Origin of the sequence: Mesorhizobium sp. M0184, from assembly GCF_040322215.1 — a bacterium.
Lineage (GTDB): Bacteria > Pseudomonadota > Alphaproteobacteria > Rhizobiales > Rhizobiaceae > Mesorhizobium.
In genome coordinates this window covers 45,047-68,458 of the sequence record NZ_JAMYSZ010000029.1, presented here as the reverse complement: position 1 = coordinate 68,458, position 23,412 = coordinate 45,047, and the positions used below count along the sequence as shown (strand labels likewise).

At 63.2% G+C, this 23,412-nt stretch carries 23 protein-coding genes; 10 read left to right on the top strand and 13 right to left on the bottom strand.

Features of this window, described 5'->3' with window-relative positions; translation table 11 throughout:
• Positions 1–10 precede the first annotated feature (10 nt).
• The 3 genes from NKJ23_RS27175 to NKJ23_RS27165 all read right to left on the bottom strand — a co-directional run bounded on the left by NKJ23_RS27175 (position 11) and on the right by NKJ23_RS27165 (position 2,607).
• Positions 11–865 (bottom strand): hypothetical protein, encoded by an 855-nt coding sequence (locus NKJ23_RS27175; RefSeq protein ID WP_352683603.1) that lies wholly within the window; start codon positions 863–865, stop codon positions 11–13.
• 273 nt (positions 866–1,138) lie between these two features.
• The gene (locus NKJ23_RS27170) at positions 1,139–1,996 is read right to left on the bottom strand and encodes an EamA family transporter (RefSeq protein ID WP_352531800.1); all 858 of its coding nucleotides are present in this window, start codon (positions 1,994–1,996) and stop codon (positions 1,139–1,141) included.
• Positions 1,993–2,607 carry a nitroreductase family protein gene (locus NKJ23_RS27165; protein WP_352683600.1) on the bottom strand — a complete coding sequence of 205 codons (615 nt, stop codon included), beginning with the start codon at positions 2,605–2,607 and terminating at the stop codon, positions 1,993–1,995. Before NKJ23_RS27165 ends, NKJ23_RS27170 begins: the two co-directional genes overlap by 4 nt.
• A 110-nt stretch (positions 2,608–2,717) precedes the next feature.
• Between NKJ23_RS27165 and NKJ23_RS27160 the strand changes: the two genes are divergently transcribed.
• Complete coding sequence (locus NKJ23_RS27160) at positions 2,718–3,719, top strand: LysR family transcriptional regulator (RefSeq protein WP_352531804.1); 1,002 nt, start codon at positions 2,718–2,720, stop codon at positions 3,717–3,719.
• A gap of 30 nt (positions 3,720–3,749) precedes the next feature.
• Positions 3,750–4,523 (top strand): FadR/GntR family transcriptional regulator, encoded by a 774-nt coding sequence (locus NKJ23_RS27155; protein ID WP_352531806.1) that lies wholly within the window; start codon positions 3,750–3,752, stop codon positions 4,521–4,523.
• 28 nt (positions 4,524–4,551) lie between these two features.
• Here NKJ23_RS27155 and NKJ23_RS27150 read toward each other — a convergent pair whose 3' ends face one another.
• The 5 genes from NKJ23_RS27150 to NKJ23_RS27130 form a co-directional block, all read right to left on the bottom strand.
• The gene (locus tag NKJ23_RS27150) at positions 4,552–5,658 is read right to left on the bottom strand and encodes a Gfo/Idh/MocA family protein (RefSeq protein ID WP_352683597.1); all 1,107 of its coding nucleotides are present in this window, start codon (positions 5,656–5,658) and stop codon (positions 4,552–4,554) included.
• Positions 5,659–5,690: 32 nt separating this feature from the next.
• A complete protein-coding gene (locus tag NKJ23_RS27145) occupies positions 5,691–6,503 on the bottom strand; it encodes an ATP-binding cassette domain-containing protein (RefSeq protein ID WP_352647081.1) in 813 nt (270 codons plus the stop codon).
• 14 nt (positions 6,504–6,517) lie between these two features.
• On the bottom strand, positions 6,518–7,633 hold the full coding sequence (locus tag NKJ23_RS27140) for an ABC transporter permease (RefSeq protein WP_352683633.1): 1,116 nt from the start codon (positions 7,631–7,633) through the stop codon (positions 6,518–6,520).
• A gap of 148 nt (positions 7,634–7,781) precedes the next feature.
• Complete coding sequence (locus NKJ23_RS27135) at positions 7,782–8,750, bottom strand: rhizopine catabolism ABC transporter substrate-binding protein (protein ID WP_352683594.1); 969 nt, start codon at positions 8,748–8,750, stop codon at positions 7,782–7,784.
• Between the two features lie 67 nt (positions 8,751–8,817).
• Complete coding sequence (locus tag NKJ23_RS27130; RefSeq protein ID WP_352683592.1) at positions 8,818–9,792, bottom strand: polysaccharide deacetylase family protein; 975 nt, start codon at positions 9,790–9,792, stop codon at positions 8,818–8,820.
• Positions 9,793–10,153: 361 nt separating this feature from the next.
• On the opposite strand from NKJ23_RS27130, the gene NKJ23_RS27125 reads away from it, so the two are divergent.
• Positions 10,154–11,398 carry a DegT/DnrJ/EryC1/StrS family aminotransferase gene (locus tag NKJ23_RS27125; RefSeq protein WP_352683590.1) on the top strand — a complete coding sequence of 415 codons (1,245 nt, stop codon included), beginning with the start codon at positions 10,154–10,156 and terminating at the stop codon, positions 11,396–11,398.
• 167 nt (positions 11,399–11,565) lie between these two features.
• On the top strand, positions 11,566–12,009 hold the full coding sequence (locus NKJ23_RS27120; RefSeq protein ID WP_352571761.1) for an SRPBCC family protein: 444 nt from the start codon (positions 11,566–11,568) through the stop codon (positions 12,007–12,009).
• A gap of 31 nt (positions 12,010–12,040) precedes the next feature.
• Here the strand turns inward: NKJ23_RS27120 and NKJ23_RS27115 are convergent, their stop codons facing one another.
• From NKJ23_RS27115 to NKJ23_RS27095, 5 genes are all read right to left on the bottom strand, one after another.
• Positions 12,041–12,406: a GFA family protein gene (locus NKJ23_RS27115; RefSeq protein WP_352683587.1), complete on the bottom strand. Its 366-nt coding sequence runs from the start codon at positions 12,404–12,406 to the stop codon at positions 12,041–12,043.
• Positions 12,407–12,600: 194 nt separating this feature from the next.
• On the bottom strand, positions 12,601–14,067 hold the full coding sequence (mocR, locus tag NKJ23_RS27110) for a rhizopine catabolism transcriptional regulator MocR (RefSeq protein WP_245274662.1): 1,467 nt from the start codon (positions 14,065–14,067) through the stop codon (positions 12,601–12,603).
• A gap of 4 nt (positions 14,068–14,071) precedes the next feature.
• Positions 14,072–14,278, bottom strand: a complete 207-nt coding sequence (locus NKJ23_RS27105; protein ID WP_352683585.1) for a LacI family DNA-binding transcriptional regulator — start codon at positions 14,276–14,278, stop codon at positions 14,072–14,074.
• A gap of 200 nt (positions 14,279–14,478) precedes the next feature.
• Positions 14,479–15,390: a myo-inosose-2 dehydratase gene (gene iolE, locus NKJ23_RS27100; RefSeq protein WP_352683582.1), complete on the bottom strand. Its 912-nt coding sequence runs from the start codon at positions 15,388–15,390 to the stop codon at positions 14,479–14,481.
• Positions 15,391–15,509: 119 nt separating this feature from the next.
• Positions 15,510–15,797, bottom strand: coding sequence for a DUF3175 domain-containing protein (locus NKJ23_RS27095; RefSeq protein WP_023675825.1), 288 nt, complete (start codon positions 15,795–15,797; stop codon positions 15,510–15,512).
• 175 nt (positions 15,798–15,972) lie between these two features.
• On the opposite strand from NKJ23_RS27095, the gene NKJ23_RS27090 reads away from it, so the two are divergent.
• The 6 genes from NKJ23_RS27090 (at position 15,973) to NKJ23_RS27065 (ending at position 23,408) form a co-directional block, all read left to right on the top strand.
• Entirely contained in the window at positions 15,973–17,205 is a 1,233-nt protein-coding gene (locus tag NKJ23_RS27090; RefSeq protein WP_352683580.1) for an MFS transporter, read from the top strand.
• 172 nt (positions 17,206–17,377) lie between these two features.
• Positions 17,378–18,406, top strand: coding sequence for an HTH-type transcriptional regulator GntR (gene gntR / locus NKJ23_RS27085; protein ID WP_352683578.1), 1,029 nt, complete (start codon positions 17,378–17,380; stop codon positions 18,404–18,406).
• A 296-nt stretch (positions 18,407–18,702) separates the two neighbouring features.
• Positions 18,703–19,827 carry a sugar ABC transporter substrate-binding protein gene (locus NKJ23_RS27080; RefSeq protein ID WP_023675828.1) on the top strand — a complete coding sequence of 375 codons (1,125 nt, stop codon included), beginning with the start codon at positions 18,703–18,705 and terminating at the stop codon, positions 19,825–19,827.
• Positions 19,828–19,906: 79 nt separating this feature from the next.
• Positions 19,907–21,448, top strand: coding sequence for a sugar ABC transporter ATP-binding protein (locus NKJ23_RS27075; RefSeq protein ID WP_352683576.1), 1,542 nt, complete (start codon positions 19,907–19,909; stop codon positions 21,446–21,448).
• A complete protein-coding gene (locus NKJ23_RS27070; RefSeq protein ID WP_352564358.1) occupies positions 21,445–22,425 on the top strand; it encodes an ABC transporter permease in 981 nt (326 codons plus the stop codon). The genes NKJ23_RS27075 and NKJ23_RS27070 overlap by 4 nt, the downstream gene beginning before the upstream one ends.
• The gene (locus NKJ23_RS27065; RefSeq protein ID WP_352456242.1) at positions 22,422–23,408 is read left to right on the top strand and encodes an ABC transporter permease; all 987 of its coding nucleotides are present in this window, start codon (positions 22,422–22,424) and stop codon (positions 23,406–23,408) included. The genes NKJ23_RS27070 and NKJ23_RS27065 overlap by 4 nt, the downstream gene beginning before the upstream one ends.
• Positions 23,409–23,412: the final 4 nt, after the last annotated feature.

Here is a 23,412-nt window from a genome sequence, read left to right as displayed (position 1 = left end):
GCTTTTATGCCTAGGTTACGCCGGATATCAGCAACTCAATCACACCGAGCTGCAAAGCTATCCCGACTATGAATACCAGCCAGCCAGAGACCGAACCCCGCCAATCTCTGGCGAAGAACCCCCGATAACTGCCAAACCCTATCATCCCAATTGCAATGACCCAAAGAATGGGGATGACGCTGATCTCTGCGCGCAATGGGCGGCCGTGCAGGCCGTCGAGGAAAGCAATAGGCTTTCCCGAATATCGATTAGAATTACCGCGCTCGAATTCGCCGCGCTTGTTGTTAGCCTGATCTTCACCGGCTGGGCCGCCTTCGCCGCCCAAAGCGCGGCGGTCGCTGCCCACAAAGTCATCGAACACGAAGAAGCGGGGGCGGCCGCCGAAGCCGATCGGTTCAACAAGCAATTTGAAGAAGCCAAGCGAAGTGCCGACGCTGCCTTCGAGGCAGTTGAGGTCGCCAGAGCCGCTAACGTCGCCTCTGTCAACGCCTCTAATGCCGCGAACGCGTTCGCCATTCGTCAGTTCGAGTCCAGTTTCAAGCCATGGCTTAGCGTTAAGGTTGGCGGTCCATATCTCGACGAATCGAGATATCCCCTGAAGATGTTCGAAGAGGGTGAAGGCCCTAGATGGACGCGCATCCAAACGACAGTTGAGGTTAAAAACATTGGCGAGATGCCGGCGATTATCACTGGCTTTTACATTGGAGTAGAGAATTCTACTGACATCCAGATGGGCGGCCATGGCCGTAGCGAAGGATGGCACGAACTCAGCCGAGGGGAGTCGATTTTTCTGAATGAGAATTTCGGGAGTATGGCCATAGACCCATCCCTTGTCGCGATAGACCCGACTCTTGTCGAGGCTCATTGTGGCAGCTTCCATTTAACAGCCGACAATAGAGGCACGTTCTTCCGCGACTTTCCGCCCATTGTTGGCAGGATAGATTATGAGGACCCTCTTGGAAAGAAACGGCAGATGGGATTCGCTTTTCGCCCCGGAGCAGCATGGAGCAGAAATTTGATGCGATGGGGTGCCAAAGCCAAAAATTACGACAAAGAGATAGACTGATATTCTAAACATCAGCCAAATCCTTGGTGTTTTGCTACATAAGGCCGCACTTTTGCGCGACATGCATTAGGCTCAGGACTCGTTGCGCTTGGGGCGTTGAGCCAGCCAGATGCTGCCGATGACGAAAACGACGCCGGCGATCTGAGGCAAGGTCAGCGTCTGATCCAGGAATACCCATCCAAGCAGCACGGCGGTCACCGGGCTGAGGAAAAGCAGCGATGACACCACTGCGGATTCCAGTCGCGCAATGCCCCGGAACCAGAGGACATAGGTCAGCGCCGCACCGATCAGCCCGAGCCACGCCAGTCCAAGCAGGTTGGCGCCGGTCGGGAGCGGGATGGAAGGCTCGAAAAGCAGAGCCACTGGAACGAGCAGCAGACCGCCGGCGGTCAGTTGCCATGCCGTGAAGGTAAGCAGCGATACTGGCGGTTGCCACTTACGGGCCAATACGCTTCCGAAGGCCATGGAGGCCGCCCCGGCGAGGCCGGCGGCAACGCCGACCGCATCGAGCGCCGCATTCGGGGTCAGCACCAGCAATGCGACACCTGCGATCCCGACAAGGGCGGCGACGATCGCCAACCGACGGACAGGGCTGTCAAGCAGGGCAGCGGCAAGGAAAATCACCATCAACGGCTGGACCGACAGCACGGTCGCGGCGACCCCGCCCGGAAGCCGGTAGGCGGCGACAAACAACATGCTCAGGAAGATCGAGATGTTGAGGGCTCCGAGCACGCAACTGCGTAGCCACCAGATGCCCGTTGGCAGTTGCCGGACGATCGCGAGCAGCAGCAATCCGGCGGGCAAGGCACGCAGCATTGCGACCGTCATCGGCGAAAAATTCGGCAGGAACTCGGTGGTGACGATATAGGTACTGCCCCATATTGCGGGTGCTGTCGCTGTAAGCAACAGATCGAAACGGCGCGTTGTCATAAGATCTCCAGAACTTCGGCAAGAGGGCGGCGAGGCTTTTGCGGCCAGTTTCCGGGCGCGGCGCGGCCGACTGCGACGAGCATCACCGGCACTTCATTCGGCCCAAGGCCAAACTCGCGTGCCACGCCTTCGGCATCGAAGCCGGCCATCGGACCGGAGACGAGGCCCAGCGCTTCGGCCGCAAAAATCAGCGTTGCAGCGCCAAGCGCTGCCGAGCGCACGGCTTCATCACGGGCTGCCCGAGGATCGGCATATTGTTCGTGGGCGCCTTCCTGCCAGCCCGAAGCCATATCCGCCGGCATGAAGCCGGCTTCCACGAAAGGAAGCAGCCTTGCGGTAAGGGCAGCGTGGTCGGGCAGTACGCCGCATATGATGAAGGTGACGGCTGCCTCCTGCACCTTGGTCTGGCCATGGGCGAGGCTGCGCAACCGCGCCTTTGCTTCCGGCGTCCGCACGGCGATGAACCGCCAATTCTGAAGGTTGTAGGCGGTTGGCGCGCGCGTTGCGAGACGTGCCAGTTCCTCGACCTCGGTATCCGTCAATGCGTGCGAGGCATCGAACCGATTGGCCGACATGCGTCGCTCGATAAGGGAGATTGTGGGGTTGGTCATCATGTCATTCCGAACCTGAGTAAGCCGTTCGGGAAGCAGATATAGAATTTACCAACGAGGGATAATATGCAACAATTGAAAGACATTGTTTACTGAAAGAGAATAGTGCGATGGATCGCCTGACTGCGTTGCAGGTTTTCCGCCATGTTGCGGAACTGAACAGCTTTGCCGAAGCCGGACGGCGGCTCGGTCTCTCTCCCCCCGCCATCAGCAAGAACATCGCCGAGTTGGAGGCGCATCTGGCCGTGCGGCTCATCAACCGGACGACGCGGCGCATGGCCCTGACCGAAGAAGGCAGGATTTATCTGGAGCATGTCACGCATGGGCTCGATGCGCTGGCCAGGGCCGACCAGGTCCTCGGTCCGATCAAGACGGCGCCGAGCGGCACGTTGCGGGTCAGCGCGCCGATGACTGTCACGTTGACACGGCTTTCGGCTGCCATTCCCGAGTTTCTATCGCGCTATCCCGATTTGAAACTCGATCTGCACCTTGATGACAGGCGCGTCGATATCGTGCGGGAGGGATTTGACCTTGCCGTTCGCGGCAGCGACAATCTTGAGGATTCCAGCCTGGTCGCGAGAACGCTTGCGGTCATGCCGCATGTGCTTTGCGCAGCTCCGGTTTATTTTGAGCAGCATGGTCGGCCTAAAACGCCTTCCGACTTGAAGATGGCTAATTGCATCCGGTTCAGCCTTTCGGGGCATGCGGACATATGGGAGTTCCGCAAGGACGGCCGCACCGAGCGGATCGCCATCGACGGACGATATTCGGTCTCCTCAAGCCTTGCTGTGCGCGATGCGTTGCGCGCCGGCTTCGGCGTCAGTCTGATCCCCTATCCCTATGTCGAGAGCGACCTGAAAGCAGGCCGGCTGCAATCGGCTCTGGATGACTGGAACAAGGTCGAAACCACACTGTATGCGGTCTATCCGGCACGGCAACATCTTGCCCCGAAAATCCGCGTCTTCCTTGATTTCCTGATCGAGGAATTCAGTCGGAACAAAGAGAAGTCGTTCATACCTCTCCGGCCTGAACGCTCGGCAAAGCGCGGTGTCCGCAAGGGGACGGATGCGGAAATTCAAACTGAGACACTGCCGTCGATTTCATCTCCTTGACACGCCTCCAAATCCGGACTTTGTGGAGCTATGCGGGACGCGAAGCCGAATAAGGGAAAGACAGCGGCCGAGGCGTCTGCCGAGCGCACGAGCGGTATTCGCCGGGCCGATGCGGCGCGCATGCCGGGGTCGAGCGTGCACGCGTCGCTGGCCAACGAAATCGGGCTGAGAATCGTGCGCGGCGACTATCCGCCGGGAACCATCCTGCCCAACGAGGCCAAATGGTCCGAGACCTTCGACGTCAGCCGCTCGGCGGTCCGCGAAGCCATAAAAATGCTGATGGCGAAGAGCCTGCTGGCGTCACGCCCGAAGATCGGCAGCTGGGTCGAGCCGAAGGAACGCTGGAACCTGCTCGATCGCGACGTGCTGGCCTGGTATGCGACCTCGCCGGACCGCGAGGTGTTCCTCAGGACCGTGCAGGAATTCCGCCACATCATCGAGCCGGAGGCTAGCGCCTTTGCCGCGATGCGGCGCACCGACGAGCAGATGGCCGAGATCAGCCAGGCCTGCCGCGAGATGGGCGAGGCGACGAACCTGCAGGAGCGGACCCGTGCCGACACGCGTTTTCACCTCGCCATCCTGCGGGCCTCGGGCAACGATCTGCTGGTGCCGCTCGGTGTGCTGATCGAATCGGCATTCGATCATCTGTTCGCTTTTACGACGCGCGAACTGGACGATTTGCAGCATGCGCAGAGGCTGCATGAGGCAATCGAGAAGAGCATCCGGCTGCAGCGGCCGGACGCGGCGCGCAATGCGGTGCGCAAGCTGCTGGCCAATACCGACAGCGTCATCAAGTCCAGGTAACGGCCGTTCGGCATCAGGGTTTTAGCGCTCAATCGAAGGGTGCGGTCGCGAGATGCCGCCGGGTCAGCCCGATCAGCAGCGCCTGGTCGCGGGCGGCGTGTTCGGGTGGGTTGACGACGGCATCGCCACTGACGATCGCTGCCCAGAAGCCACGCATCTCTTCGACGAAGGCTTCGGCGTAACCGGCACGCAAATCTTTCTTCGACAGCGTGTGACCGTCCGAGGTCGTCACCGTCAGCCGGGTCGGATGATGGTTGAGCCAGGGCGAGGGGAATTCGAGCTCGAGGCTGGCATCGTCGAAGAACAGCGTGATCCGCTCCTTGTAGTCGGCGAGCTTGGGCACGGTGAGATGCGTCATGGTCCACAGCGCCTGCCCGTCCAGCAACTTGACGGCGCCCTGGCCGCCGTCGCCATTGGCAAAGATCTGCGCGCCGACGACCTCGCCGTCCGGCACGCCGAGCGCATCGAGCAGGCCATGGACGGCATTGACATCGTGAATCAAGGCCGAGCTGTAAGCGCCGGTAAATCCACGGAAAGCGAGATCGGTCAGATGCACGCCGACGGCCTCTTCGACCTGGCGCTTCTGCTTGGCGGCGACAGTGGCGACCATGTCTTTTGGGATATCGGTACCGCGCCTGTAGGGCTGATGGGCGATGAACGGCCAGGCGTCGGGATCGTTTACCTCCACCGAGACCGCGCGCAGCGTGCTCGATGTTCCAGGCAGCGAAGCGAGCGCCAGCCGGTAGCTCGGGTCGAAGCGCTTCATATAGCCGACCTGAACGATTTTCCTGGCGGCATCGCGCGCGGCGATGATCTCGGCGATTTCCGCCAGCGAATAGCAGAGCGGCTTTTCGCAAAAGACATGCAGGCCGCGCGCCAGCGCCGCCAGCACCTGTTCGTGATGCAGCGGGTCCGGCGAGCCGATCACCACCGCGTCGAGGTGTTGGTCGAGGAGCTGGTCGATCGTTTCGAAATTGGCAATGCCATGGGTGTCGGTGACGAACTGCCGCGAAATCCTCGAGGGATCGGCGACCCCGACCAGCTCGAACAATTCACCGAGGCGCAGCAGATTGGGGATATGCTCGACCTGCGAGATCATGCCGGCGCCGACGACCCCGACGCGTAACCTGCTCATTGGATTATTCCCCGCAATGTCCGATTGTCAGCTCAAGGCGCCGCAGGCGGCCGGTTGCCGATCTGGGCGAGCAGGCCGGCAATCTCCGCCTCGACCGCCTTCAGGTCCTCGCCGCCCGACATGATCGAGATGACCTCGTCGCGCGAAATCTCGGACTTGGCGTAGGTGCCGCGATTGCGGCCGCGGTTGAGCAGCGTGAAGGTGTCGCCGACCGGATAGGCATGGTGGATGTTGTGGCTGATGAAGATCACGGCCAAACCCCGCATGCGCGCTTCGATGATGAACTTCAGCACCATCGCCGCCTGGTGGACGCCGAGTGCGGAAGTCGGCTCGTCGAGGATCAGCACGCGCGCGCCAAAATGCACGGCGCGGGCGATCGCCACCGACTGGCGCTCGCCGCCCGACAGCGTGCCGACGGCTTGCGTCGGATCGCGCACGTCGATACCGATATCGGCCATCGCCTGCCTGGCGATGGTGTTGGCGCGCTCCTTGTCGATGCGCGAGAAGGGCAGGCTGCTTTTGGTCGGCTCGCGGCCGAGGAAGAAGTTACGGGTGATCGACATCAGCGAGATCATGCCGAGGTCCTGGAACACCGTTGCCACGCCGAGCTCCTGCGCGTCGCGCGGGCTGCGGAAGGTGACCGGCTTGCCGTCGACCAGGATTTCGCCCTTGCTCGGCCGATAGACGCCGGACAAAACCTTGATCAGCGTCGACTTGCCGGCGCCGTTATCGCCGAGCAGGCAGTGGACCTCGCCCGGATAGACTTTGATGTCGATGTTCTGGAGGGCGCGCACCGAGCCGAAATTGACGCTGACGCCGCGCAGTTCCATCGCGGGTTCCGTCATTTGGGCCGGTTGGGTCATTTGCCACCTCCGCGGCCGAGCGCCTTCAGCCTGATGTAGTTGTTGACCAGCACGGCCATCAGGATGACGATGCCGAGGAAGACCTTGAACCAGTCGGTGTCGATGCCGGTGTAGAAGATGCCCATCTGCACCAGCCCGAAGATCAGCGCGCCGAACAGCACGCCATAGACGGTGCCGTAACCGCCGGTGAGTAGCACGCCGCCGATGACGGCGGCGATGATCGCCTCGAATTCCTTGAGCAGGCCGCGCGTGGTGTCGGCGGAGCCCGCCTCCATCACCTGGATGGTGGCAAGCAGCGTCGCCGCGCAGGCGGTGTAGACGAACAGGCTGATCTTGACGCGATCGACCGGCACGCCGACGTTGCGGGCTGCGATCAGGTCGCCGCCGGTGGCGAAGATCCAGTTGCCGTATTTCGTCTGGGTAAGCACGTAGCCGGCCAGCGCCGTCAGGCCGAGCCACCAGACGATCGACATCGGAATGCCGGCGACGAAGGGAATGCCGTCGCTGCGGGTGGCGATCCAGCCTTGCGCGCCCATCCAGCGGAACAGGCCGGTGAGCAGATGGCCGTTGAACAGGCCAGCCGTCGCCGGGTCCGGCGCCCCTTCGAGGATGTAGGGGATCTGCGTGCGGCCGGTGACGGCGCGGGTGATGCCGATCGACAATCCGCGCAGGATATAGAGCGTCGCGAGCGTGACGATGAAGGAGGGCAGGCGCGTCTTCACCACGATCAGGCCGTTGAGATAGCCGGTGAGGATGGCAACGGCGAAGGCACAGGCGATGCCACCCCATAGCGGCAGGCCCCAGTACTTCACCGTCAGCCCGATGACGACACCGGCAAAGCCGACCATGGAGCCGACCGAAAGATCGAACTCGCCGGCGATGATGAGGAGTGCTGCCGCGGTGGCGACGATGCCGAGCTCCGCCGACAGCGTCAGGAATGTCATCGATCCCTGCAGCGAATAGAGGTTTGCCGCGCCCGGCAGCAGCGCAAAGATGATGATCGTCGCAAGCAGCCCACCGGCGGCACCGGCTTCCGGCCGGCGCAGCCACTGGGTCAGCTTGCCGGTGCTGGCCAGCCGTTCGTCGGCGCCGGCGGCCCGCTTCGACGTCATGCCGAAGCGGTCGGTCGCCTTCAGTTCGGCTGGAGGTGCTGCGTTGTCTTCCACGACCGCCATTAGGCTCTCCAATCGCTCAATTCGCAATCTTCGAACGGATCGGGAGAGCGCTTGGCGCATTCTCCCGTTCCGTCGGAGCGCTTGCCTAGCGGATGCCCTCTTTGGCGAGCGCCAGGATCGCCTTGGCTTTTTCCGGCGAGTCGATGAACAGCGGTCCGGTATAGGCGTTGTTCTGCGGCCAGAAGCCGTGCGTTGCCTGCTCGACCAGATAGATCACCGGCAAATAGCCCATCAGATATTGCTGGGCGTCCATGCCGAAGCCCATTTCGCCGGCCACGACCGAGTCGAGAACCTCCGGGCTGATGTCGAATGTGTAGAGCTTGAGCTTGCCGAACAGTTCCTTGTCGCGGAACATCGGGATCAGCGGGTTGGCGGCGGTGGCGCCGAGCGCAAAGACGGCCTGCGTGTCGGGATGCGCCGACAGATAGGCCTCGGTGCGGCGCTGGACGTCGGCCGGATCCGGCGCCACGGCCAGAACCTCGGTGCCGCCGCCGGAGGGCTTCAGCCCGTCATTGAGGCCCTGGCAGCGCTGGTCGAGGCTGACATTGCCGACCTCGTGGTTGATACAGACGACCTTAAGCGTGCCTTCCTTGGCCAGCCGCTCGCCGGCCTTCTTGCCGGAATCATATTCGGAAACGGTGCCGACATAGAGCGTCGTGCCGAGCTCGGCGCCTTCCTTTTCGCCGGAATCCAGAACCACCATGGGAATATTGGCGGCAAGCCCGGATTTGACCGATTTGCCGAGCGCATTGGCGTCGGCGATGGAGACGGCGATACCGTCCGGCTTGGTGGCGATGGCGGCGTCGAGAAGCCGGGCCTGCTCGACCACGTCGAAGACCTGCGGCGCGTAATATTCGACCTTGGCGCCGGTAAGGGCGGCCGCGTCATCGACGCCGCGCTTGACCACCGACCAATAGGGATCGGACGCCGACCCATGCACCACGAAGGTGATGCGGACGTCCTTCGGATCCTTGAGCCCCGCGGCATGCGCAATGCCTGTCATCAGGCCCGCCAAGACGAAGGCGCCCAATGCCACTTTCAGAAGAGTTTTCATCTTATTCTCCCATTTGTCGTTGCAGTTCCAATCCCTCTGGCGCCGTTTTCCGGCCGCGACGATCGGCTTACGTTGCGGATCGGGTGGCCGCTTTGCGGGCCTTTGCCGACGCCAATCGCTGTTCGCCCGCGTTGTTGCCGCGGGCTGTTGTTGATAATCGCCCGGCCGAGAGTGCTGCGCGAAGCTCCTCGCGCAACGGCTTCATGCCGATGACGTCGATCGGCTGTGCGGCGAGCCAGTCGCGAAAGCCCTGGTCGCGGAACAGCTCGTACTCTTCGGTGCGGATATAGGCGGAGCGCGGCTCGATCAGCTCGAGTTCACCGGGCGCGTTACAATGCAGGCAAAAGAAGGTCAGGCCCTCGCGCACAGCCTCGATGAGCGCTTTGTAAGCCGGCTCGATCGGCCTGGAACGCGGCCGGCCCCAGGTCGTCTGGATGGCGGCGTCGAAAATGGCAAAGCCGCCGGCACGGGCCAGCGCCACGCCGCGCTGGAACGCCTCCTCGGTGACGCCGACCAGATTGTCGTTGGGGGAATAGGCGGACAGGGTCTTGGTCAGCAGCACGGGCAGCTGATATTCGAGCCCGAGCTTGATGTAGATGTCGCAAAATTCCGGCGACAATGCCGCGCCCATATGCGCGTCGAGATGGGTGACGTCGATGCCGGCGCGATAGGCGGTGTCGATTTGGGCGCGAAGCTCGGCCTCGACCGCCTGCGGCACCGCCTTGCGGCGCGTGGTCGCCACGTCGGGCCACAAGAAGCCGAATTCGTCGGTCAGGCCGGCCGCCCGCGACGGCGCGGTCAACGGCCGCCATTTGTAATGCTGCTTCTCGCTGTTCAGCGTCAGGTGAACGCCGAGGTCGAGGCCAGGGTTGGCGACGGCGCTTTCGGCCATTTCGAGGAACCAGGGGCACGGCACCATCACCGCGCCGGAACTGCAGATACCCAGCCCGCTCAATTCGAGGAAGGCGCTGTTGGCGCCGTGGCACATGCCGACATCGTCCTCGTGGAGCACGATCCGTTTGCTGGAGCCGGCGGCGTTCACGACCGGCCGCCTTCCCGCCGGCGCGCCGGTTTCGAGGGTCTTCCAAAGTGTGTCCCGTATTTCATGGAACCAACCGTTTGCCCAACTGGCCGGAATGGAACGCCGAAAGCTGGGTTTCCGACAGGGCCACTTTGGCGAATTCGGATGGGTACGATTTGCCTGCCGGCTGAGACACTTAGCTACCGATTCCCCAATCACGGTTCAAAACCAGTCATAGGAACCGTCTTCCGGGCGCAGATGGCTTGGTCGAATAGCGGCGGAGTGGTTCTTTCAAACTGTGCCGACAAGCCTACAGCTGTCCACACCATCAAGCGACCACATTATCAAGTGACCCACACTATCAAGTGACTGGAGGCCTGTCATGTACACCGCCGGCGAAGAGGAAATCGAAGCCATTGCCAGGGTGATCCGCTCGGGCGCGCTGTTTCGTTACGGCAAGGACAGCGAATGCGACCGCTTCGAGGCCCGCTATGCGCAGCATCTTGGCGTCGAGCATTTCGCGCTGGCCGCCAGCGGCACCTATGGGCTCGCCGCCGGCCTGATCGGCCTCGGCATCGGCCCGGGGGACGAAGTGCTGGTGCCGGCGCACACCTATATGGCGACAGCGACCGCGGTGCTGTCGGTAGGGGCCATTCCAGTCATCGTCGACATCGACGAGAGCCTGACCATCGATCCCATCGCCTTGCGCGATGCCATCGGGCCGCGCACCAGGGCGGTCATCCCGGTGCATATGTGGGGCGCGGCCTGCAACATGAATGCGATCATGGACATTGCTGCCAAGCGCGGCTTGCTGGTGCTGGAGGATGTCTGCCAGGGCATCGGCGGCGGTTATGAGGGCCGCAAGCTCGGCTCGATCGGCCATGCCGGCGCTTATTCCTTCAACTACTTCAAGAACATGACCTCGGGCGAGGGCGGCGGCATCGCCACCAGCGATCCGAAAGTGGCGGAGCGGGCGCGCTGCGCCATCGACCCTTGCCATTTCTACTGGCAGGGCAGAAGCGACAGCATCAAACCCTTCGCCGGCATCGGCGCGCGTGCTTCCGAACTGATGGGGGCGATGCTCAACGTCCAGCTCGACCGGCTGGACGGCATCATCGAGGCGATGCGGGCCGAGAAGAAGACGGTGCTGGCCGGTACCCGCCATCTCGGAAATCTTGGGCTGACGCCGTCGCCGATGAACAGCGCGGACGACGATTGTGCCGCACAGGTGATGTACCTGCTGCCGAGCGAGCAGGCGGCGCAGACTTTTTCGAAGACCATTCCGAGCGTCGTTGCCGGCAAGACCGGCCGTCACAATTTCACCCAGTGGGACCAGGTCCTGATGCATGAAGGCGCGCATCATCCGGCGCTCAATCCTTACGCACTGCCCGAGAACCAGGGCCTGCGGCTGGATTATTCCGACGACCTCGGCAAGCGCTCGCTCGACATCCTCAACCGCACCGTGATGGTCGCCATGAACCCGGCGCACAGCGATACCGACATTCAGGATATGATCCACAACATCGACGCGGCGGCGCGGGTGGCGCTGGAGAATGCTTCGCTCGATGATATCAAATTGCGCAAGGCTGCACCGGTCGATCTGCAGAAGTTCGACAGTGTGAACTAGACCAGTTCCGGCGCGGTTTGCTACCCTGCGGTCGAGTTCCTTGTCCAGTGGCCGGGCGAGGATTCCGGCCGGCATGCCGGCCGCCAAAAAATCCGCAGGCCCGTGTCGGATGGGCCGGGCTCCGCTCGTCCTAGGGGCATCGATCAACAACACGGAGGATTAACGATATGCCCGGCACCGTACGGCTGCACCGCGTTCTGACAACCAGCCCGGAGAAAGTCTACCGAGCGTTCCTCGAAGCGGACGCACTTGCGAAATGGCTTCCGCCGAACGGCTTCACCTGCACGGTTCATCACTTCGAGGCGAAAGTCGGCGGTACGTTCAAAATGTCCTTCCGCAACTTCACCACCGGCGACAGCCACTCGTTCGGCGGCGAATATGTCGAGCTCGTGCCCAATGAGCAACTGCGTTACATCGACCGGTTCGACGACCCCAACCTGGCCGGCGAGATCGAGGTGACCGTGACATTGAAGAAAGTGTCGGTCGGCACCGAAGTGAATATCACGCAGACAGGTATTCCAGACGCCATCCCGGTTGAGGCCTGCTATCTCGGCTGGCAGGAGTCGCTGCGAAATCTGGCGAAGCTCGTTGAACCCGAGATCAACCAGTAAGATAAAGCGCTGCCCTGGCGGGTTGGAGTCGCTAACCGGAAACCCAGGGGTGACGCCGTTCTTCCCAGGCGACGTGCGCTGGCGTCGGAAAGGCCGGATCGGCGAAGCAGCCGACCGCGACGGCGATCCATTCAGGCTTTCGCTCGGGCTCCCAGAAGACGCTCGAGCCGCAGCCCGGGCAGAAATGGAAAGTGACGTGATGGCCGCTCCGAGCCGATCGCCTGTAGGTACTGGCGTCGCCTTCGGCTTCTACCTTGTCGCGCGCAAAGAAGGCGGCGACGCCGTATGTGCTGCCGGTTCGTTTCTGGCAGTCGAGGCAGTGGCACTGTGCGACCAGCTGCGGCTCTCCGTTACAGGAGATCCTCAGTTGCCCACAGGCACAGCATGCGGTTCTCATGGCAATCCTCATGGTTCAGATGAATGCGTTGCCCGCCTATACCGGCGGTAGGCATGCTTCTGGTTTTCGGGGAGGTTCGGCCTTGGGAAGCGCGCTTTGCGCGAACGCCGAAAAACAAGGACCGATGCCCCATATTCCTAATCACTGCGGGCGATTGACTCAACCCCGCGGTGAACGAGATGGAGAGCCTGGCTCTAGCTTCTATCCAATCTTAGGAACGCGGCGCGCAGCGCCAGAACGGCGCGCAAGATCTGACGTTCGTCCATTGCCGCGTAGCCGAGCAGCAGGCCGTGCTCGGGTTCAGTAGAGTGGTAGTTGATGGAGATGCCCTGAACGTCGAGCCCCTCCTTGACGGCGGCGGCGACCACGTCGCTGTCCTTATAGGGCCTGACGAAGCTGGCCAGCAGTTGCATGCCTGAATCGTTTTCCGTGACGGTCAGCCATTCGGCCAGATGCTCCTGGCACAGCTTGACGAAGTTCGCCTGCCGGCGCGCATAGAGCCGGCGCATGCGCTTGAGGTGCGTGGCGAAATAGCCCTGCGTGATGAAGTCGTTGACCGTTGCCTGCAGGATCAGTGGCGCGAACTGACCGGTGATGCTCACCGCCCGGTCGAACGGAACCGACAATTCGCGCGGCACGATCAGATAGCCGATGCGCAGCGCCGGAATCAGCGTCTTGCCGAAGCTGCCGATATAGACGACGCGGTCGGCATGATCGAGCCCGCGTAGCGCCGGCACCGGCCGGCCGCGGAACCGGTATTCGCCGTCATAGTCATCCTCGACGATCCAGGCGCCGTTGCGTTCGGCGATGTCGAGCAGCTGCAACCGCTCCTCGATGCGCATGATTGTGCCGAACGGCCATTGGCAGGATGGCGTCACATAGATCAGCCGCGGCGGCGGCAGCTCCGGATCGGCAAGATGCCAGCCGCGCCGGTCGACCTTCAACGGTGCCAGCCTGGCACCGCTGGCGAGAAAGGCGCTCTTGGCGCCGAGATAGCCGGGCTCCTCCATCCAGACATGGTCGCCTTCGTCCATCAGCACGCGCGAGACCAGATCGAGCGCTGCCTGCGCACCGGTGACGATGATCACCTGGTCGGCGGTGCAGCTGATGCCGCGCGACAGGCCGATGGTCGAGGCAATGGCCTGACGCAGGCCGGGGTGGCCGGCAAAGGAGAGATAACCAAGCAGGCTCTCGTCGCGGCTGCGTGCATTGCGCACCAGAAGGCTTGACCAGATGGTGAACGGAAACGATGCCGTTTCAGGCACGCCGGGATGGAAATTGATGACGCCGGCATTGCGTGGCGGCTGCGGGCCGTTGACGATGGTCTGGCCACGCCGCGACAGCTTTTGCGGCGCTGCCAGTCCGGCGCGCAGGGATGCCAAGGGGCGGTTCTGCTGGATCGGCGCCACCCAGGTGCCCGATCCGGCACGCGCCTCGATAAAACCTTCGGCAAGGAGCTGGTCATAGGCGGCGATGACCGTGTTGCGCCCGACCTTCAGATCTTCGGCCAGCGAGCGCGTCGACGGCAGCAGCGTGTTCTGCGGGATTTGGCCGTCAAGGATGAAGCGTCGCAAGGCGCCGTAGATCTGACGATGCATCGGTTCTTCCGAAGCGCGGTCGACCGACATGATGTCGAGGGAAAGGCGCATGTGGTCCGCCACGGCACTATCCCCCGACGAACCGGGCGGCGCGGGCGATCTTTTCCTCGTTGAGCCGGCAGACGGTGTCGAGCACCAGTCGCCTGGTTTCGGGGCTGATCTCGCGGCTGTTCTTCAGCGCGCGATGCACGGTGGCGGCGCCAAGTTCCGCCTTCTCGGCAATCTCCCGGATGGTGCAAAGCCGTTCCATGCCAAGCGCAGCTTCGAAAGCCATGTCGCTCCTCCTCGGTTGCATCAAGGCACGGCTTCCGGCCGGCCTCAAGCTTGAAAGTCGGGGTTTGAAATCCAGAGCCGGGATTCTGCGATCCGCGCCGCGCAGGGAGCAAGGCGGCGCGGATCGCCGGGCGCCTTCGCGTCGCTAACCCCATCGAGGCGCGCGCCCATTATGTTCCTCCGGCTCGCAATGCGGGCCGGTCATTCTGCCTGCCGAGTCGCCACTTCGAAGCCGGCCTCGCGGGTGGTGGCGAGCAGCGAGAAATAGCCTTTGCTGGCATAGGTCAGCGGATGCGCCTTGGCCGGATCCTGCTCGGCTTCGACAACGAGCCAGCCTTCATAGCCGCGCGCGGCGAGGAGTTTCAGCAATGACAGGAAATCGACCGAGCCGTCGCCGGGCACGGTAAAAATGCCGTCCATTACCGCCGCCATGAAGCTCATGTCCTCGCGGCGTGCCCGTTCCAGCACCGCCCTGCGAACGTCCTTGCAATGGAAATGCACGATACGGTCGAGATGCCGTTGCAGCAGCGATTGCGGGTCGCCGCCCGAAAACAGGCAGTGGCCGCTATCGAACAAAAGGCCGACGCTTCGGCCCGTCGCCGCCATCAGCCTGTCGACTTCATCGTCCGTCTCGACGATGGTGCCCATGTGGTGGTGGAAGGCCATGCCGACCCCGAATGCAGCCATGCGGTCGGCGAGGGCGGTCAGTTTCTCGCCATAGGACGGCCAGTCCCTGTCGGCGAGGCGCGGACGCTCGGAGATCGGTGCGAAAATGCCGTCATGGCGACCGCGCGAGGTGTCGGCGTAGACGACGATCCTGGCGCCGAGGTCGCGCAGCAACGTCAGATGCGGGGTAATCGCCGCGAATTCCTCTTCGACCGTGCGGTCGAGAATGCGGCCATCATACCAGCCGGAGACGAGTTCCAGGCCATAGGATGACAGGAGCGGCCCAAGCACTTCAGCCTGGCGCGGAAATTTGCCGCCGAGCTCGGTGCCGCGGTAGCCGGCCAGCGCCGTTTCCGACAGGCAGGTCTCCAAGGACGTATCCCCGCCAAGCGCCGGAACGTCGTCATTGCTCCAGGTGATGGGATTGATGCCGATCTTGACCGTCATGACGCCAGGCTTTTGCGGGCTTGGGAATACAAGCCGAGCCTGCAGACTGGCGGCAAAGAGGACCCGTCACTAGGTCCAGTTGAGCCGAATTTGGCAGAACCAGTCGATGGCGATCGATTCTAGTCTTCCTTTGGGCGGCCAAAAAGGGCGCGCAGCTCGTCTTTGGCGTCCTCCAGCACTTTCTTCTGCGCCGCCGGCAGGTTCTTGCCGGCGCGGTTGATGTAGAAATTCAGCATCGACATGGCGGATTGAAACGGCCCTGCCTTGCGCCGGTCGCTGTGCTCGGCCGATCGCTTCAACGAGGCGGCGATCTTCTTGGGATCGTGGGATTCGAAGATGTGTTCCTCGAGGTCCAGCGCGTCGCTGTGCTCGGTGACGTCGGCGGACCATTTCCGTTGCGCGGTCATGGCAAACTCCTTCCACTAGGTCGTTGCCGGGAAAACGCCTTATGGCGCATCCCTGTTCCACTTCGGCCCGAATCCCTGGAGCCACGGATTTGCCTGTCGTGGCGCTGCTCGGCGATGCGAATGCGCCGATAGTGGTCAGAACCGCCGATTCAAGAACTGCGGACAGGAAACGCTCTTGACCCCAATCGTCTCAAGCCAGGCAGAAAGTTCCGGCATCGACAGTGCCTATGCCTGGATACGGCTGGGCATCTCGATGCTGCTGGCAACGATCGGCGGGGTCGGCATGTGGGCGGTGGTCGTGGTGCTGCCTGCCGTGCAGGCAGAATTCGGCGTCGATCGCGCCGCTGCCTCGATGCCCTACACCGCGACCATGGTCGGCTTTGCCGCCGGTAATGTGCTGTTCGGCCGCGCCATCGACCGCATGGGGTATTGGATCCCGGCGCTGATTGCCGCGATTACACTTGGCGCCGGCTTCCTGCTGGCGTCGCTGACCAGTTCGATCCTGCAGTTCACCCTCGTCCAGGGCCTGTTGATCGGCGTTGGCTCGTCGGCGATCTTCGGGCCGCTGATCGCCGACATCTCGCACTGGTTCAACCGGCGCCGCGGCGTCGCGGTGACGGCTGCCGCATCCGGCAACTATCTCGCCGGAGCGATCTGGCCGACGGCGATGCCCTATGTCATGCAGACCGAGGGCTGGCGCTTCACCTATGCCGCGATCGGCGCCGTCTGCCTGGTCACCATGGTGCCGCTGATCCTGCTGCTCCGGCGCGGCGCACCGCCCCAGGCGGCTCCGGGATCGCCGGGCAGCCGCGTGGTCCAGCCGATCTCGCTGTCGCCGGCGGCCTTGCAGGCGCTGCTCATCGTCGCCGGGCTCGGCTGCTGCGTGGCGATGTCGATGCCGCAAGTCCATATCGTCGCCTATTGCATGGATCTCGGCTACGGCGTGGCGCGTGGCGCCGATATGCTGTCGATCATGCTGGCGGCGGGCGTCGTCAGCCGGCTTGGCTCGGGTTTCCTTGCCGATCGCATCGGCGGCGTGAAAACCCTGCTGATCGGCTCGGTGCTGCAATGCCTGTCGCTGTTGTTCTATATCCCGTTCGACGGGCTTGCCTCGCTCTATGTCGTTTCGCTGGTCTTCGGCCTGTCGCAAGGCGGCATCGTGCCCTGTTATGCGATCATCGTGCGCGAATATATGCCAGCCAAGGAGGCTGGCCAGCGCGTCGGCATCGTCATGATGGCGACCATCTTCGGCATGGCCATCGGCGGCTGGATGTCGGGCTGGATCTACGATCTGACCGGCTCCTATGCCGCCGCGTTCCTCAACGGCATTGCCTGGAACCTGCTGAATATTTTGGCCATGGTGCTGCTGCTGTGGAAGGCCCGGCGCAGCGCTGCCGTGATGGCCTGAAGCACAGCGGTACGGATACAGTCTCTCCGCCGTCGCTTGACAATAGCCGAAGGCTGCGCGACGCCAGACAAGGTGTGGCAACGGGCCAGTTTGGCAAGGCAGCAGTGGCAAAGACCCTGAACATCGTCTCACGGTCGCGTCTGGGCGGTTGCCCGGCTTCGGGACCAGTACGGTGATCAAGCCGCGCTCGCGCCGCGGCGGCGGCCGCCCGACCATCGCCGATGTCGCCCGCAAGGCCGGCGTCGGCGCCATTACCGTATCGCGCGCCCTGCGTGAGCCGGGGCGTGTCTCGGAAGATCTGCGCCGCCAGATCGAGTCGGCCGTGAACGAGCTCGGCTATGTGCCCGACCCGAATGCGCGGGCGCTGGCTTCGGCGCGCGCCGAGGTCTTTGGCGTTCTGGTGCCGTCGCTTACCAACAACGTCTTTGCCGAAGTGGTGCGCGGCATCTACGACAGCCTGTCGGACGGCCCTTTCCGGATTCAGCTCGGCAACACCCACTATTCCGGCCTCGAGGAAGAGCGGCTGCTGCAGGTGTTTGGCCCGCAACGCCCGGCGGCGCTGATCGTGGCCGGCATCGACCAGACGCCGGCCTCGCGAAAACTGCTGGAAACGGCAGGCTGTCCGGTGGTGCAGGTGATGGAGACCGGCCCCGATCCGGTCGACATGATGGTCGGCTTCTCGCATTTCGAGGGCGGCAAGGCGGCAGCGGAACATCTGATCGAGGCAGGCTATCGCCGGATCGGCTTCATCGGCGCGCGCATGGATCCGCGTTCGCAGCGGCGCTTGGCCGGCTATCGCGCGGCGATGGAGGCGGCCGGCCTGTTCGATGCGCGGCTTACCACCACCACGCCGGTGCCCTCCAGTGTCACCCTCGGCCGCGAATTGTTCCGCGACGCGCTGGCCAAGGTGCCGAGCCTCGACGGCGTGTTCTGCAACAATGACGATATCGCCCTCGGGGTGCTGTTCGAATGCCATCGCGCTTCGATCGCCGTGCCGAAGACGATCGGCATCGTCGGCTTCAACGATCTCGACATGATGGAGGTGGCGTTTCCGTCGGTCACCAGCGTTCGGACCTATCGTTACGAGATCGGCCGGCGGGCGGTCGCCATGGCGCTTGCGGCTATCGAAGGCAACAGGCCGGAGCAGCGGGTCGTCGACCTCGGCTTCGAACTCAAGCGGCGTGAAAGCACGGCGCGCTGAAGCGAGCTTCGACGCAATGGCGCTTTACACTACGTCATGGTAGCGCTACCAGTTATCGCCGGGCGGTACTTCGCCCCGACGATGGGAGGCTGTTTATTATACATAAGCGACAGCTCATGCTTGTTTATTATGTATAATATGATAGTTTTTGTGGGACTAGCCGGGCAGCAAAGGAGGGGATCGGGTCGGCATTCGGCCACCTGAACGCGCGACGGGTACGGCGGGAGGTGCCGGGCCGGAAACGCGCAAATTCATCGGCGTAACAACAAACAAAACTGCAACTGGGAGGAATATCGATGATCAAGTCACTCGTTGGCGGTATCGTTGCCGCCACTGCTTTCGTCATGCTGAGCTCGTCGGCGATCGCCGATCCTGAAATCGTCAAGGGGCCATCGGCCGAGCCTGACTGCTTCGCGCCCTGGTCGGCCGATACGCAGTTCTTCAAGTTCCCCAAGAAAGACGGCCCGTACCGCATCGCTCTGGCCAACGGCTATATCGCCAACACATGGCGTATCCAGATGGTGCAGACGGCAAAGGCCTATGCAGCGCAGCCGGAGGTCGCGGCCAAGCTCAAGGAATTCAAGGTGGTCTCGACCGGCGAAGACGTGCCGGCCCAGATTTCGGCGATCAACAATTTCATCGATTCCGGCTATGACGCGATTGTCGTCAACGCCCAGAACCCGACCGCATTCGGTCCTGTCATCAAGCGGGCCAAGGAAGCCGGCGTGGTGCTGGTCGCCTTCGACAACATCCTCGACACCAAGGATGCCATCAACGTCAATGTCGACCAGAAAGGCCTTGGCGAATTGTGGGCCAACTGGCTGGTCAAGCACGTGCCGAACGGCGGCAAGGTGCTGGAAGTGCGCGGCGTCGCCGGCACGTCCGTCGACACCGATCGCCATAACGGCATCCACGAGGTTCTCGACGCTTCCGGCAAGAAATGGGATGTCACCGAGGTCGTCGGCAAGTGGGATGACGGCGTTGCGCAAAAGGCTACGGCCGATGCCATTGCCACCAACGGCCCCTTCGACGGCATTACCGGACAGGGCGGCGATACCGGCATCGTGCAGGCGATGATCGATGCCAAGCATCCGTTCGTGCCGTTCGGCGGCGAGACGGAGAACGGCTTCCGCAAATTCTGCGCCAAGTTCGCCGCTGACGGCCTGAAATGCTCGTCGGCCGGCACCGGCCCGGCTCAGGTCGCGGTTGCCATCAAGACGGCGATTGCAGCACTTGAAGGCCAGGTCGTGCCGCAAGCGGTCAAGCTGCCGCTGGCGATCGTCGAGGATCCGAACTTCAAGGCAGGCCAGGATTTCTTCCCCGATCAGTCCGACAATTTCTTCGTCGGCAATTCCTTCCCGACCTGCGGCATCAATTTCACGGCGCAGGAAATCATGGGCCAGAGCAAGGAAAACCAGTAAACTCCGACAGCCCGACGCCGCGGGAATCCCGCGGCGTCGGCGCTCGACATCCTGATTGCCAAGCGCCTGGGGAGGGCCGATGGACGGTGCGGTTCCGCTCTTCCGCATGGAAGGCATATCCAAGCGCTATGGCGGCGTGCGGGCGCTGGAGAAGGCCGAACTGTCGGTCACTCCAGGCAGCATCCACGCCATTCTCGGCGAGAACGGCGCCGGCAAATCGACGCTGATCAAGGTCATGGCGGGGGTCGTTGCGCCCGACGAGGGCCGCATGATGCTGGACGGAAGCGACGTTACCTTCGCTTCGCCGGCCGCTGCCAACCAGGCCGGCATCGTCTGCATCTTCCAGGAACTGTCGCTCGTCCCCGAACTCAGCGTTGCCGACAACATCGTCATTTCCGATCCGCCGAAGCGTTTCGGCATGATCGACCGCAAGGCGCAGCGCCGCATCGCCGAAGAAGCCCTTGCTCGCGCCGGCGCTTCCGATATCCATCCGCTGGCGCTGGTCAAGGATCTTCCTCTTTCAAGAAGGCAGATGGTCGAGATCGCCAAGGCACTGGCGCGCAAGCCACGCATCCTGATCCTCGACGAGGCGACCTCGGCGCTGACCGCGGCTGACGTCGCCAGAGTTTTCGCCGTGTTGAAGCGACTGCGTTCGGAAGGGCTGGCGCTGCTCTACATCTCGCACCGCATGAACGAGATCGCCGAGCTGGCCGACCAGTGCACGGTGTTCCGCAATGGCCGCAATGTCGCCAGCTACGCGGCCGGCACCAAGAGCGACAATGAAGTTGTCGAGCTGATGATCGGGCGCGAATACAGCCACATCTTTCCGCCCAAGCCCGCGCGGGCGGCTGCCGCAGCCACGCCGGTTCTGGAGGCGCGCAGCCTGTCCTGGACGGATCGGCTGCACGATGTCTCGCTATCGGTCGGGGCGGGCGAGGTGGTCGGGCTTGGCGGCCTCGACGGCCAGGGCCAGCGCGAATTGCTGCTCGCCTTCTTCGGTGTGCTGCGCGGCCTGTCGGGCCAGGTCCTGATCGACGGCAGGCCGGTGGCGATCGCCAGCCCGGCCGCGGCGCGCGATGACCGGATCGGCATGGCGCTGATCCCGGAGGACCGCAAGACCGAAGGGTTGATGCTGCCGATGACGGTGCGCGAAAACCTCTCCTTCGCCGCGCTTGACCGGCTGTCCAGGGCCGGCATCATCGATCGCGCCGCCGAGCAGCGGCTGATCGACGACATGGTCGGTCTTCTGGCGATCAAGACGGCCGGGCTCGACATTCCGGTCGGCGCGCTGTCCGGCGGCAACCAGCAGAAGGTCGTCATCGCCAAATGGCTGATGCGGCAGCCGCGCATCATCCTGCTCAACGATCCGACGCGCGGCATCGATGTCGGCACCAAGCAGGAGCTTTATCAGTTGATGCGCAAGCTTGCCGACCAGGGCGCGGCGATCCTGTTTTATTCGACCGACTATGACGAGCTCATCGGCTGCTGCGACCGCGTGCTGGTGCTCTATGATGGCGCGGTCAAGCGCGAACTGGTCGGCGCCGAAATCACCGAGCGGGCGCTGATCGCCAGCGCGCTCAACATTCACGAAGAGATGCCAAGGCAGGGAGCGGACGCGTGAAGGATTGGCGCTACTGGCTTGCCGAACAGCGCGGAACGTTGCTGGCGTTCGGCATCTTCGTTGTCATGTTCGTCATCTACACCTCGAACCATCCGGCGGGCTTCACCGCCAACGTCGTACAGACGGCCTCGAACAAGGGCGTGCTGCTCGCCTTCGTCGCCATGGCGCAAACGCTGGTGGTGATCACCGCCGGCATCGATCTCTCGGTCGGGATGATCTTCACGCTGACCAACTGCCTGGCCTCGTGGCTGGTCGTCGGCACCGGCATCGAGACCGCCTTCGGCGTCATCGCCGTGCTCGGCACCGGGCTGCTGTGCGGGGCAATCAACGGTGCGATCGTCATCTATGGACGCCTGCAGCCGATCGTCGCCACCATCGCCACCGGTGCGGTCTATTTCGGCATTGCGCTGCTGCTTCGGCCGTTTCCGGGCGGCTCGGTCAATGAAGGGCTCGCCGATGCGCTGACCGGGCGCCTGTTTGGTTTTGTGCCGGCGAGCCTGGTGACGCTGCTGGCGGTCGTGCTCGTGGTCTGGGTGCCGTTCAGCCGGTCGGTGCTCGGTCGCGCCGCTTATGCAGCCGGCTCCTCGGAGATGGCGGCCTACATGTCCGGCGTGCCGATCCGGCGTGGAAAGTTCGCCGCCTATGCGCTTGCCGGTCTGCTTGCCGCGATCGGCGGGCTGTTCCTGACGTTCTTCACCTATACCGGTGATGCGGCCTATGCCAGCGGCAACGCCTATACGCTGTTTTCGATTGCCGCGGTCGTGCTTGGCGGCGTGTCGCTGTTCGGCGGCAAGGGCAGCGCCATCGGCGCGATCTTCGGCGCGCTTGCCTTCCGCACCATCGGCGACCTGCTGTTCGTCTTCGATTTCGATCCGCTCTGGCAGCCCCTGTTCCAGGGCGTCATTCTGCTGATCGCGGTCAGCCTCGGCGCGTTCGCCCTGTTTCGGGTCCGCAACCGGCTGGAGTGGTTCCTGTGAGCGAAACGACTGTGAGTGGTCTCGCCGGCCGCATGCCGAAATTCCTCCGCCGCGCCGACCCGGCGGTGCTGACGGCGTTCGCCTGTATCGTGCTGCTGCTGTTCCTCGGCAGCCTCTATTCGCGCAGCTTCCTGTCGCCTGAATACCTTTTGCAGCAGCTCAAGGTGGCGTCGTTTCTCGGCGTCATCGCGACCGGCATGATGCTGGTCATCCTGCTCGGCCAGATCGACCTGTCGGTGCCCTGGTCGGTGGCGGCCGGCGCCATGATGGCCTGTGCCGCGGCCGCATACGGTACCGTCGGCGTGGCGCTTGCCATTCCGTTCGGCATCTTCTGCGGTGTTCTGATCGGCATCGTCAACGGCATCGGCGTCGCCTATCTGCGCATTCCCTCGATGATCATCACGCTTGCCACCAACGCCGTCGCGCAGGGGCTGATGGTGGTCTACACGGGCGGTTTCTCGCCGCAGGATTCGGCGACCGGTGCGATGCGCTATCTGGCGACCGGCTTTGCCGTTCCTGCCGTGCCCAACGCCGTCCTCATCTGGGCGCTGATCGGCGCCGCAATGGTGTTCGTGCTGACCCGCACCGGCTTCGGCCGCACCGTTTACGGCATCGGCAATCGCGAGCGTGCCGCCTATCTTTCCGGCATCGATACAAGGCGCGTGGTGATGATCGCCTTTGCGGTTTCGGGCGGGCTCTCCGCCTTCGGCGGCGTGCTGTTGGCCGGCTATGCCTCCAAGGCGGCGCAGTCGATGGGCGATGCCTATCTGCTGCCGTCGATCGCCGCGGTGGTGCTCGGCGGCACCTCGATCCTCGGCGGGCGCGGCTCCTATCTCGGCACCGTCGCCGGGGTAATCCTGATCACCCTCTTGCAGTCCATTCTCTCTGTCATGCAGATGCCGGAGGCGGGACGGCAGATCATCTACGGCGTCGTCATCGTCGCCATGCTGCTGCTCTATGGCCGCGCGCCGGCAAGCCGCTGACCTG